Source organism: Pseudomonas sp. 3B-A001-10F (genome assembly GCF_056313565.1).
Map to the genome: position 1 here is coordinate 222,065 of NZ_JBQYFW010000003.1, position 13,882 is coordinate 235,946.

The 13,882-nt window shown below is 55.2% G+C and carries 5 protein-coding genes; 4 read left to right on the top strand and 1 reads right to left on the bottom strand.

All coding sequences use genetic code 11. The annotated features are described in order from the left end of the window. The first annotated feature begins 66 nt into the window (after window positions 1-66). On the top strand, window positions 67-474 hold the full coding sequence (locus AC0ZWN_RS05125; protein ID WP_099758249.1) for a hypothetical protein: 408 nt from the start codon (window positions 67-69) through the stop codon (window positions 472-474). Window positions 475-606: 132 nt separating this feature from the next. Here AC0ZWN_RS05125 and AC0ZWN_RS05130 read toward each other — a convergent pair whose 3' ends face one another. Further along, window positions 607-5,907 (bottom strand): SET domain-containing protein-lysine N-methyltransferase, encoded by a 5,301-nt coding sequence (locus AC0ZWN_RS05130; protein ID WP_476334278.1) that lies wholly within the window; start codon window positions 5,905-5,907, stop codon window positions 607-609. Between the two features lie 303 nt (window positions 5,908-6,210). Here AC0ZWN_RS05130 and AC0ZWN_RS05135 point away from each other — a divergent pair, with 303 nt between their 5' ends. The 3 genes from AC0ZWN_RS05135 to AC0ZWN_RS05145 are packed head-to-tail and all read left to right on the top strand — an operon-like array spanning window position 6,211 to window position 13,857. After that, a complete protein-coding gene (locus AC0ZWN_RS05135; protein ID WP_476334279.1) occupies window positions 6,211-7,455 on the top strand; it encodes a glycosyltransferase family 4 protein in 1,245 nt (414 codons plus the stop codon). A 1-nt stretch (window position 7,456) separates the two neighbouring features. Beyond that, complete coding sequence (locus AC0ZWN_RS05140) at window positions 7,457-8,311, top strand: hypothetical protein (RefSeq protein WP_476334280.1); 855 nt, start codon at window positions 7,457-7,459, stop codon at window positions 8,309-8,311. 2 nt (window positions 8,312-8,313) lie between these two features. Next, window positions 8,314-13,857: a calcium-binding protein gene (locus tag AC0ZWN_RS05145; protein WP_476334282.1), complete on the top strand. Its 5,544-nt coding sequence runs from the start codon at window positions 8,314-8,316 to the stop codon at window positions 13,855-13,857. Window positions 13,858-13,882 lie beyond the last annotated feature (25 nt).

The following is a 13,882-nucleotide window of genomic DNA, read 5'->3' on the forward strand; positions in this document are numbered from 1 at the left end:
ACCGATTAAATGACTGTCGCCTGCCAGCGTCGCTGGTGTGGCCAACCCGCGGTCCAGGAGGCCGCCATGTATAGACGAATTCTTCTACTTGCTGCGATGATGTTTTCCGTTGCCGGTTGCGTCCCGTACTCCTACGCGGACTCGTATTACAGCTCAGAGGTCTACACATCACCCGCACCGGCCTACTACAACACGGGCGGCACGTATTACAACGGTGGCAGCAGGTATTACGCGCAGCCACGCTACTACCAGCCAGCCCCGCGGTACTACCAGCAACCGCGCTATTACCAATCGGCGCCGCGTTACTACCAGCCGGCTCCACGTTATTACGAAAGCCGTCGCTGGCACGACAACGATCGCGGGCGTTGGGATGGCCATCGTCGCGGCGGTTGGGATAACGATCACCGCGGTCGCGGTAACTACGACCGACACAGTGGGCGTGGCGACCATAACGGGCGTGGCAACCGCTGGTAGATCCACGCAAATGAAAGCGGCGCAATTAGCGCCGCTTTTTTATGCCCGGGGAATATCGTCAGGATGAAGGCGTCACCGTACAGCGCACCCAAGGATCAATGGCCGTCGTCGCTTTGACGCCTCAACGGGCAGTCAGCGACCAGGGTCCTGTTTGACCGCTATATCAGGCACGGGCTGATAGAGCAGGCCGTAATCCATCAGTAATTCATTACCCTTGCTGATGTCTTCTAGCGCCACGTAGAACGTCAGGTTTTTTCCCGCGGCAATGGAAATGACGTTGTTCGACTTCCATGCCGGCTCATTGCCCAGTTGTGAGGTATTGATCAGGCTCAGGGTATTGCCCGTGTGCAGCCCACTCACCGAGCGATTGCCCGAGCGTGTGCCGAACAAGTAAGTCAGTACAGCCCGTGAACCTTGTTTGCGTATCTCCTGAAACAACGACGCATCTGATTCATGAAACTTGCCTGCGTACGGTCCTAGCACTTCAAATTTGGCAATATCGCGTCGTGCCCACACTGACGCGCCGCGATTGGGTCCACCGTCATCCAGTGCCGTGAACACTTCCAGAGTTTGATCAAACCGCGATTGATGCTGTCCTTCGGTACGCAACCAGTCTTTGATCGATTCCTTGATCTGGCTTGAAACGTTTTTTTTGCTTGCGTTATCGAGACCGTCAAGCAGGCCATTCCAGTGGGCGATACGGATGTCATCTATCGGCCCCTCTAATGCATCGGTCAAACTGAGCCTGGGGTTCTTTGGGTCCTGCAGGATTGGCAATGTGTTGTCGACCTGATGAGGCAATGACGAGGACGTTCCGGTTTCAACCTTGATTGCGACAGGCAGGATGTCCGAGGAGGGACCGGGAGCCTGTGCTGAGTTTTGTGGTGTGTCGGCAGACTTCTTCGGCTGGGTCGGGTCGACAGATTCCTGTGCAGGCCGCTTTTGTCCCGAACTTGTCTCGATTTGTTGAGGCGCAGGAGACAATGTGGTGTTTCTCCCTGCATGTTCGAGACGCCGCACAGCAGTATCTTTTAAGAGTCCATTAGCTCTGACAAGTCGTCGCCAAGAGTTGGGGCTTAATCCGTGCTGGCGTACGAATTCTTCTACTGTGACTGTGTTGCCCGACTTCTCGAAGAGCATTTTCCACTGGCTTAGATGCTCATCTCTAATCGAGTTGTAAGCAACGCCTGCCGCCCTGTTCAACATCGCTTCACCGGCAGGTGCCAGGCTTCCATTTTGCCGGACAATACTTTTAAACAAACCCGGATGAAGGTGATGAAGACCGGCAAATCCCTCCATGGTCATTGCATCACGCAACGGTTGTGTCATGGCTTGCCAATCACGAATATGCGCAACGGTCACCTGATTGACGGGTGTGCCGGCGGGGCGTTCACGCACGATCATGCCCGCGGCGCTCAACTGTCCGTCAGGCTCCACGTAGTACGCAAAGGTTTTGCCGGATAGACCTTTCTGGCGGGAAAAACCCTCGCGGGTGAGCGACAGCCGTTCTGCTCGCGGTAATGCTTCCCAAGCCAACAAGTGCTCAGCAGTAATTAACTCACTACGCCGGCTTGGCAGATGAGCCGGCAGGCTCGCACTTGCATCAGGTTTTTGGGGCGCGGAGGGGAGTAGAGCGACGTCGTGCCCAGCTGGATAGAGACGCTGCGCAGTGGCATCTCGTAAAGATCCATTAGCTCTTACTTGCGCATGCCAAGAGGTTGGGCTAAATCCGTGTTGACTGACGAACTCCGCTGCCGTGACTAAATTATCCGGTTGCCCGAATTGCCGGCTCCACTCGCGTAGATGATCATCGGTAATCGCGTTATAGGCGGTGCCCGTTGCCCTGTTCAATAGCGCTATACCGGCAGGCCCCAAGCTGCCATTGCGCCGCACAAAACTTTTGAACGTCCCCGGATGAAGGTGGTGATGACCGGCAAATCCCACCATGGTCATTGCGTCACGCGCTATTTGCGTCATGTTTTGCCAATGATCGATATGCGTTTGGGTCACCTTGTTGAAGGGGGTATTGGCGGGGCGGTTGCGCACAATGGCGCCCGTCGCACTCAGTTGGCCGTCAGGTTGCACGTAGTATTCAAAAGTTGTCTGGGACAGGTTATGTTGCCGGGCAAAGTCTGCACGACTCGTGTTCCCCTGTCTGTTACGCGACACCGCCTCCCAATTCAGTAGATGCTCGGCAGTGATCTTCTCCTCCAGTCCCCCCGGAACCCGCGCCGGCAGACGGGCTGGCGTGGCAGCGACAGGCACGGCGGACGTTTGCCGAGCTTGATCAAGACGCTGCACAGTCTCATCTTTCAGGGTGCCATCAACTTTAACGTGATGTCTCCAAGAGTTCGGGCTGAGCCCGTGTTCACGTATGAACTCTTGCGGTGTGACCGAGTTGTCCGGTTTCTCGAACAACCCTTTCCACGTGCGTAAATGGTCATCGGTAATCGCGTTGTAAGAGCTGCCGGCCGTCCTGTTCAGCAGCGTTTCACCAGCGGGCCCGAGCCCGTCGGCTCGCACATAAGTTTTGAACGAGATCGGATTAAGGTGGTGGTGGCCGGCAAATCCTTCCATGGTCATTGCGTCACGCGCCGGCTGTGTCATGGTTTGCCAATCACGGACATGTACATGAGTCACCTTGTTGAAAGGGGTGTTGGCGGGTCGGTTACGCATGAGCAAGCCGGCAGCGCTCAATTGCCCCTCGGGTTCTACGTAGTACGCAAAGGTTTTGGCCGACACTCCGTTCTGTCGCGCAAAGCCCCGAATGGTCAGCCTCTTCTGTTCCGCTTGCGGCAACGCCTCCCAGGCCCGCAAGTGATCCGCCGTGATCTGCCCCCCACCAAACAATCCCAGTCGTTGCCACTGATCACCCTGGAGATGCTGGACCAGCAGACTGGTTTGCCGGTTGTCGTGATACACCCGCGCACGCACGACGCCGTCTTCCGTGCGAGTGACCTGCCTGACCTCGTACACCGCCGTGGTACCGCTGCCATCGGTATGGCGTATGTGGGAGAGGTGTCCGTCGGCGGCAACATACACCCCTTGGCTGTTGCGAGAGAGCCCGGCGATTCTGGAATCGGGCACACTGTAGCGGCTGAATAGGGTATGGCTCAGTTCGTCCCACCCATCGATGTGTGCAGCGAGCACTTCTCCGGCGACCGCCTGGGTGGCGACAGCGAATTCCTCGAGCGGGCTGCCGTAAGGTCGCATCGTGTCGGCATCAAATGAATACCATTGACCGCTCTTCAGCACGGCCGCACCTTCCACAGTCTGGCCAGTTACTTTTACGGTGCCCGTTGCCGCCGCGTCATACTGTTTGCTGAGCGCTTTCAAGACATCGTAACTGTCGGCGGTCCCCCTGAGCCGGTTGACGGCTTTGGCGCCTCTGGACAGCAGATAAAGGCCACCGGTGCCCACGAGTCTGGCCAGATCACTCAAGCCACCCACCGGGTTGAGCACATCAATGGTGGCGACACCGATGACATGGGCGGTCTTCAATGCCTTGGCGCCGGTGGACAGAGCAGTCCTGCCGATTCTGATCAGTTTCCCTGCCGTGGCGACGCCCGCCGTGAGAAAACCGAATACATCCACGGTGAGATCAAACACCGCCTCGCCGTAGTTGCCCTTCTGGAAATTGACAATGGCGGATCTGAAGGGGATCAGGTTCAACAAAAACTCACCCAGCGGTTTGGGCCGGTAATATTCGTCCATGGGGGTTTGCCCGCGTGCCAGCTCTTTGATTGCGGGGTCATCCAGATCCAGATGTTGCACAAAGGCGTCGGCAATCGCACGGGACCGCGCGCTGCTGAAACTGCTCACCAGTGATTCGCTTAAAGCGAACTCGCGACCCAGTTCATTTGCCGCTTCACGGGGGACAAGCTCTTTGGTCGTGAAGTATTTGTTGGCCTCCCTTGATTCCTGTTGCTTTGCCTTGTGCAGCGCCGTCCGTTCAATCGTGTCTTTATTGATGTTGATTTCATACGCCTGGAACGTGCCGCTCAGCTCCGTCCTGATGAGCAGCCCGGGCTCGTTGGGGCAAGGGGTATGATTGAAAAATCCATCCGAGACAAATGAACCTTGTTGGAAAAAGCTGACTTTTCCAAACTCGAAGTTCTTTTTGTCTTCTAGTGGGAGCAGGGAGATCATGTGCCTGATCGTTGTATTGACGGCGGCCTTTTTATCCAGAATTGAGCGGGCGAACTGCCGGTCGAAGGCTTCCCGCACACCGAACGTCGGGTTGTTATTCAATGCCTCGAGTGGGAGGCGGGTATCACTTGATGCAAGTGGACGCGGATTCGGCAAGTCCATCATTGCGTAATCCAGAAGCGAATGGATGCCACTGAAACCCGTCTGTCCACTCTCGCCACGATACGTATCCGTGTGGAGAGCCTTGACTTCGAAAAGCGTGCCCAAATCGCTAAACCGCTCTATCAGCAGGGCCAGGGCAATGTCTTTTCGTGTCGGTAATGCTTTGTCCAGAATCCTGGCGGCAGCAAGCCGCTCTTCAAGCTCTTGGTTAAATGTCGCTCTTATCGTTTCGAGTTGTCCGTCGGTGTAGGCGTCATCGTTTCTTTTCAGGATGATTTCGTTGGTGACAGCCCAATCGCGTAATACGGCTGTCTGAATGCGTTGAGTCGATGCCGGGTCAGCCCGGCGAGCACTTTCAGCCTTGCTCATGACTTGGGCAAACGTCAGGCCGGGGACTTTGCCAGGTGTTTGTGCCTCGATGGCCATTGCCACCATGGTCAGGTTGGCCCAGGCCAGACTGCCAACTTTCACATTTCGGGGAATGTCTGCAATCAGAAACTGCGGTGCCGACCTGCCTAGCAAAAGGTAGGCGCCGGTTTTCGCCAGGGCAGCGCTGGTTCTCCCTTCACGGCTTAAGTGTTCGGCGAGGTCATCGATGACTGCAGATGCATGCCGGCCGCAATGTCGATTGCTGGCCAGATCGAAGCCAGCTGTCTTGTTGCGAAGGGGGGCGGTGATCGACTCAGGATCCATCTGCAGTGCGATCCCCGCCAGCAGGTAATCCATAACGCTGCTATCGCTGTCGATGCCTTGCATTCTCTGTTGCAGCGTTTTGCCCATCAGTTGCCCTTGCGGGGAGCGGAGCAGCGCGTCGAGCATCTTTGCAGGGTCGTCTGTCACGTTCTCGGGAACAGGGTGGTCATAACGCAAGAACTCCAGCACACCGCCCTTGATCTGCATCACCAGCGGCTGGTCGCCCAAATGGTGTGCATGACTCATGGTGATCAGACGCAAGCGGCGTTGTTCGTCCGCACTCAGGGGAATGGGCCAGGACAACGCCCCACCCAAGTTAGCCAGGGGAGTAGCCGGGGAGTCGATGTCATCAGGTCCTGGCGTGGATTGATCGTCAGGGGAGAGCCGTTGAGTCTGCGAAGGTGTGAGTACGAGGGTGTTGGCCATCATGAGACTGTCCATAGTCAAAGAGTCATCCTTGGAAGCGCGCAGGTTGGCGCTTCCAGCGTTCACGAGTGTAAAAACACTCCGTGAATAAACGCCATAAACCAAGTATGAGTCTTTGCGTACAGGTCAGATGAGCCCTGCGCCGCTTTTTATGCCCGTCGAAAAAGTCGCCCCGTTAGCCATCTCCTAGGGCATTCCCAGACACTTCCTACAGTTTCATTTCCTTGCATTTGTTAGCGTCTGTTCGTGCCGATCAAGGTGAGCAAAACTCAGTTCAACAGCGGCGAATAAAAGGACGATGCCGCTATGAAGCTTCTTGTGATTCACCAAAACTTTCCGGGCCAGTTCCGTCATGTGGTGCTGGCGGCGATTGACAGGCGTTATGAGGTTTTGGCGATAGGTCGGGATACGGCGCCGGGTATCGCTGGGGTGAAAATATATCGATACCGCGCTGCCAGCCGAGCACCGGGCGGTATTCACCCCTACCTGACCCGTTACGAACAAGCGGTGACTGATGGACAGAGGGTTTCTGAAATTCTGAGCCGGCTGAAACATTCGGGTTATCGGCCGGACGTGATTCTCGCTCATCCCGGATGGGGGGAAACGCTGTTCGTCAAGGATGTCTATCCTGACGCGCCGCTTATTCACTATTGCGAATATTACTATCGGGCGCAGGGCGCAGATTCCGGTTTCGATCCTGAATTCCCGCGAGCAACAAGAGAGTCATCAAGGCTGCGAGTGCTCAATTCGTTGCATCTTTTGAATCTTGAGCAATGTGACATTGCCATTGCGCCCACGCGATGGCAGCGCAGTCTGTTTCCTGCAGCTTATCAGTCGGCCATTCGGGTTATTCACGAGGGCGTCATTCAAAGTTCCTGTTTGGCGAAAGTTGGGGCCGTCAGGTTGCCCAATGGCGTCCAACTGAGAGCCGGGCAGCCGATCGTTACTTATGTCGCGAGGAATCTTGAGCCTTATCGCGGGTTTCACAGTTTTATGCGAGCGATCCCGCATATTCAGGCTGAGTGTCCCGATGCGCAGATAATCATAGTAGGCGGTGATGACGTCAGTTATGGGGGTAAGCCGGTTGGCTATGCAAATTGGCGCAGCAGGATGGAGGCAGAGGTAAGTTTCGATCATTCCACCGTTCATTTCACAGGGAAGCTTCCTTACCAGACTTACCGCGCGGTTCTGGAATGTTCAAAGATTCATGTTTATTTGACTTATCCATTTGTTTTGTCGTGGTCGTTACTGGAGGCGATGGCGGCTGGGTGTGTGGTAGTAGCGTCGGATACGGCTCCGGTAAGGGAGGTGATCATCAATGGTCACAATGGAATGCTGGTGGATTTCTTCGATCATCACGGTATCGCCAAACGTATTGCCAAGGTTCTTGATTCCGTTGATGAGTACGACTGCCTGCGCCGCGCTGCGAAGTTGACGGCGAGCGGATTTGATGTGGCGTACGGCACGAAACAGTACTTTGAGGTATTTGAAAGCGCGATGTTCGGGCATCTCAAGAAACAGCCTGCTCGTCAGTTTGACAGGGAGATTTGAAATGCTCCGGATGTCGCGTAAGCAAACGGTTAAATGGCTTAAGAAGTTGTTGAAATACGGCGTGGTTATTTATGTCTGTTATTGCGTGGTGGATTTTTATATCCGTGAAGAACAAGTCGCCGAGGCGATGGCAATCTATTACGCGGATCAGGAGGCCTGTCAAAAGAAGCTGGCGAGCATGAAACAGGTGCCCATACTGGGCGGCAGCTATGTGGATAAGACTCTGGTCCCGGAGTTTTATGTGGGCATGCCTGAATTGGCGAATAAGAAAGCGTGTCTGGCCAATACGCTCAAGGGGCATTTCTGGTGGACCGGGACGGGTTTGCACCGGTACCAGGATCAGAGCCTGAAGTCGATTCCTGAAAGTTGGCGTCTTTATAAATTGACCGCCGGGCTTTATACAAGAAAAGAGACTACCGAGCCCCATGAACGGGGCTATCGACACGTCAACTGGCCGGATGAGTTGATTGTGAACTTGAAAAATTATCCTGGGCTGGAGCTTTGGCTTAATGCACCTCCGCCGCATTTCAAGAATGAGGCTTCCGTTCGAAAGTTTGTTATTGCTGGCTGGCCGCGGCGTGATGGCACCCCTCGATTGATAAGCTGTAACGGCTTGATTCGCCCGGCTGCTGAGGAAGAACTGACTGACGAGAAATTGGCAAAACTCAGCAGAACCGAATTGGAAAATCTGGATTTTGGAAGTTTGAACTTTTTTTGCACTGTGGAGTTACACAGCTTTGACTTTTCCGGGGGGCACGGTCGGGTAAGTCTCGGTCTATCGTCATTACGCGAAACACCTGAGATGCTTAAGTTTCTCAGTAGCTATCTTTCACACTCTGTTATTACAAGGAAGTAACGATGAGTTATGTTTTTAATGATCTGGAAAAATCTGAAATTTTCAATGCGGCAAATATTTGCAAGGGGCTGATGTTCGACTCTGAAGATATCGAATATCTTGCGCTGAAATTAACAGGGGCTAACTGCGCTCCCCTGTATCAAAAGCTATTCGATATTATTGGCAGAAGAGTTTCTGAGGTTGCCGCTGTCGATAAAGAAGCCGGAAAAATTCTGAAAAACGCCAGGCTCTGGCTTGCCGTGGCCATTGATGCCAACGGGGGAAACGGTGCCTACTCCGCCCTGATTCGCGGCTACACCTCGCGCCAAGGCGAATTGAGACTGAATAAAATCTTCAGTGAAGAGCTGATGCAGCTGTCATCGAATCAGGTCGCCGCCAATTTCATCAATACCTTGATCGACGGATCCCTCGCTGGCCGACTGGCACCCTGGACGGTTCCATCCATCAGCCAGATTGCAGAGATTGATGCCAGCGCGATCGGCAAGGCACTGTTTAGTGAGGCTTGCGGAGAGAAGGATACAGCCGTGAGCCATAACGCCGGCTGGTCCGGGACCGTCGGATTCAGCCTGTTGGGTGGAGCGCCGCCCTATGAAACCTGGAGATTGATCTCCGCGGGTGAGTCGCAAGGGGAAGATGGCGGCCCGCCGACTCAAACAAAAGCCAACAGGCTCGATGACTATAAAAATATTCTGTTCGCCATCGATTCCTACAGTGTCGGCCTGCGAGCGGCGATCAGCAATTTCGGCGTCAATCCATTGCAAAGTCTGCTTTCCGTCGTGCCAGAGCAAATCAATATCGCGCTCGCCAGTGGCAGCCTCAATCCGCTGATTCAGCATGTAGTGAAAGGCACGCCGGTTTCCGTCGTGGTCGACCTGATATTGCGCTATGGCCAGAACGAATTCCTCGACATGTTCAAGCGCACCTACGACGGCGATTCAGCAGCGCCAGCTACCACCGATGAAACCTTCGCCACCAACGCTTACGCATTCTTCTCGGCATTTTCACCGGAGCAGTCCCAAAGCATCGTCACCCGATCAATAGGTGAATACGGAAACGCCAATTCATGGGCAAAACTGGCTGGCGAGTCGACACCCATCGGCCTGGCGTTGCGCAATTCCCTGAAGCAACTCAGTGAAATCGTCATCGAACGCGATGACGGTTACCCCGCACGCGGACTGGAACTCTACGATCCGCTGACCGGCGAAGGTTTCATCACCGCGCAATGGCTTGCCGATCGTGCGCAGATGTTGGCCCGGTTGATTGCCCGAACCCAGGGCTCGTTTGGAGAACACTCGCTGCAGAAGTTTTCCTACTCCGATCTCGCCTCAGCCAAACAGGCGCCGATGACCACCGGTGTGTTGAATCCGCTGGTCATGTTCGGCGATGACGGTGCGCGGTCTTTCGCGGGCGGTGCGAACACTGATCATCTGTATGGCGGCGCGGGCAATGACACGATCAACGGACTGGCAGGTCACGATGTCATCGAGGGTGGACGCGGCAACGACTTGCTTGGCGGAGGCGACGGCAATGATGCGTTGCACGGAATGGCCGGTGATGATGTTCTGGTCGGAGGAAAGGGTAACGACTCTTTGAACGGTGGCGAAGGCAGCGACCGCTATGAGTTTTCCAGCGGTGATGGCATTGATGAGATCTTCGACGCCAACGCCAATGGGCAGCTGTGGATCAACGGCGCGGCGATTCCTTCACTCAAACGTCGCGCCCCTTTGAGCAGTATCTGGTCGACCGAGGATCAGGCCATCACCCTGACCCTCATCGAAGAACTCACTGAACCCACACTCAACATCAAATATGGCCTGAACGACCTCGTCGTTATCAAGAACTTCCGCCCCGGGATGCTTGGCATCCGACTTCCTGAACACCAAGACCATACGGTCTCTGCTCCCGATCTGGTTCTCCAGGGCGACTGGAAAGCGAAAGATATCGACCCCAATGTTCCCGGTGATCAGTTCTCATACGATGAGTTGGGCAACGCCTTGCTATTGCCCAACGTAAAACAGAGAAACAAGGCCGATGCGCTCTACGGCTCTGCAAAAGACGACGTCATTCTCGGACTTGGTGGATCAGACCGATTGTTCGGCAAGGACGGAAACGATCAGTTGTTTGGGGATAAACAGACGACGCTCGAAAAAGCCATGGCCGCTGGTGACTCTAAAGGGAAAGCCGCTCGAGGCGATTGGCTTGATGGCGGGGCAGGTCACGATTTGCTCATCGGTACGGCATCCCAGGACGTGCTTCTGGGCGGTAACGATCGGGATACGCTGATTGGAGGTGCGGGAGACGACGTTTTATCAGGGGATGAAACGACCGGCGCGCTGGAGCAGAAATGGGGATTCAAACGCGTCGACGTTCTTATAGACGGTGGTGTCACCAGTCACCGAACTGTCTTTTCTAAGGCCTCCTTCAATAGTTCGACGCAGGGCGATAACGATGTTCTCTACGGTCAGGGCGGTCGCGATGTTCTCAATGGCGGATGGGGTGAGGATCTGCTTGATGGCGGAACTGAAGATGATCTTCTTTGGGGGGAGGGGGGGAATGACACGCTGGCTGGAGGAAGCGGTAACGACACAATGATGGGAGACAACCTCGATTGGGGCGGTGGACTGCAAAGCAAACACCATGGCAACGATGTATTGGACGGTGGCAGTGGCGATGATTGGCTCGCTGGTAACGGTGGAGCCGATGCGATTTATGGTGGCTCTGGCAATGACACTCTCCACGGGGATGACGATGTACTGAACGGCGTTGCCGGTGACGCCGCCCACTTTTTTGGAAATGACCTGCTGGACGGTGGTGCGGGAGACGACAGACTTTTGGGGGGCGGGGCGGATGATCTGCTGTTCGGAGGTGAAGGTAACGACGCGCTGGCCGGGGACAATGCTGAGCATCCGGTTCGTTATCACGGTAATGATTTACTTGATGGTGGAGCGGGCGATGACACACTTCAGGGAATGGGTGGCTCCGATACTCTGATCGGCGGGGCAGGAGCTGACGCGATGGATGGCGATGTGTCCAACCTGCAGTCAGGTGGAATCAACAATGATTACCTTCAAGGCGATGAAGGAAACGATACCCTTCTGGGAGGCTTGGGCGCCGACACGCTTTATGGCGGCGCTGATGATGACATTTTATCCGGCGACTACGCGCAGACAGCCGAAGCCGAACATGGCGCAGATTATCTGGACGGTGGTTCAGGCAACGATACCTTGCTCGGCGGTGGTGGCAACGACACGTTATTGGGCGGGGAGGGTGTAGACCACCTTCGTGGGGATTCCGGCAATAACGTTTTTGATGGCGGGGCCGGTAACGACGTGCTGGAAGGCCATGACGGTGCTGATGTTTACTATTTCGGGGTGGGTGATGGGCTTGACGTTATCACCGATTCAGGTGGCAGCAATGTCATCAAGTTCGGTGCCGGGTTCTCTGCGAAAAGTTTGAAAGCCGACATTATTGATGTTTCCGTAGGCCGGGTATTGCGGCTGGCCAATGGCGCGGGCGACGCGATACTCATCAAGAGTCACGAGCAGTGGAAGGATTCCACATTCAGTTTCAGCGATGGCGTTGTACTTGGTTATGAGGATGTCCTGCGCAAAACATTGCCGCCGATAAAGGTGCTCGAGTCACCTGTACCGGAAGTTGTAACCGCCTCAGGAATCCAGCAAAGCAAAGTTGATGACCCGGTTCTGCCAGACGATGTAACCATCGCGGCGCAACGCCCTGTGGCATCTGATCACCCCGTTGACTGGACTGAAAAATTCCTCGCGCAAATCAAATCCAGACGCTCCGCCCGCAAACACGCCACAGGTTTCACCTTGAGTGATCAAGGCGTCTGGGTTCGCAGTCATATCACGACTAGCGACACCGGTTACATCACTCACACCGAGCTGAGCGATGACGGCGTCGAAGCGGGAACACTGTCTGAAACGCCGCCATGGATGAAGGTTGATGCAGGGCATGCCGTGGTCAGTGAAAGGCAGTCGAAAACCACAACTCGTGTCGAACATAAACAGGTGAAAGCCGATGGGACGATAGCCTCTTCACGTCAGGCGCCTCGCTATTATCGATCCGGCTTGGCCAACGGCTTTTCATTCAATACGGGAGATGTATTGGTTGAAGACCGTAAGGAATCCGGCACGCTTGAGGGCTGGTACATCTATCCAGCAGCAAGCTTCGGTTCGGGGGGAACGGTGCCCAAGGCGTTTCGCTGGGATGTCACAACTGAAACGATCAAACGCAAAATCGTCCCTGGCGACGATGCCGGCGGGCGAGTCAACGTCGAAGTGGAAAGCGTTTTCCACGGCGGCGCGGGAGACGATCTGATTGTCGCTTATGCAGGCTCCCCACTTGACTACGGCACTGTCGGCGACAGAACACCGGGCGCGTTTTTATCCGCAGGTGCAGGTGACGATACCTTGCTGGGCTCCGAGGGCGCCGACTATCTGGTCAGCGGGGCAGGGGATGATTGGCTTTACGGTGAAGACGGTGCCGATACCTACATCGTGCAAGCGCACGCCGGAGCAACTACCACGATTGCGGATGTGCCGAACCCTGTTTTCCACCGAGCAGAAGTTGGCGCAGCGGGGTGGAAAGACGAGTACGGATTGATCGATCAGGACACTGTCGTCCTTCCAGCAGATGCGCAGTGCGATGCACTGCAATTGAGCTGGGGTGCTGCGCTGATAGAAACCACACATGTCGAGCTGGAACCCAACCCAGGTCGCGGGGCACACCGCAATCCGCCAAGAGCGAAAATGCTCCATCCGACACTCGATATCAATTGGGGTGGGATACAGAAAGTTCGCATCGTCTTGCCCCTCAATGGTGAACTTGAGGGGGCCGGGATTGAGCTCTTGAGTTTCGCCGATGGGTCGGTCGTGAGTTTGAAACAACTCTTGGAATCAAGTCAGCTGGGCCCTGCGCCCGAGACTTTTCATACGGGTGTAACCGTTAACAATTCAACGCGTTTTACGTCTCTGCGAGACGGACGGGCGCTGCCGTTAGTCGGTGGTCGAGGCAACGACACGATAAGCGGCGCGGGGGAAATCCGAGGCATGGAAGGGGATGACGTGCTCACGGGCAGCCCCGGTGATGATCTGCTGTTGGGTGGGCCGGGCAATGACACGCTAACCGGCGGCGCCGGAAATGATATCTACCGATACGATGGCCTCGGCAGGGACGTGATCATCAATCGCGGAGACGGCCTTGACGGGATCGACTTTTCCGAACGCAGGCTGACGATCGACAACTTGAAGTTTCACCGTGAGCGCGATGATCTGGTGATCGTGGTGGATTACGGCATGGCACCGAAAATCCGGGTTTCCAATCATTTTGCCGCAGGCGAAAGCGCTATCGGCTTCATAAGAGTCAGCGAAGGAACAGCGACTCAAGACTACAGTGCGATGCAGATTGCTGAACGTCTGCATTCTCTTCCGCCATTGAGGGATGTCGAAGACATTTTGATAAAGGGCGACGAAGAAGCGCAGCGGGCGATGACGGAGATCATTCAGTTTTACGAGCTGAATGTCTGAGTCGTATGGCGACCGATTGAGCCAG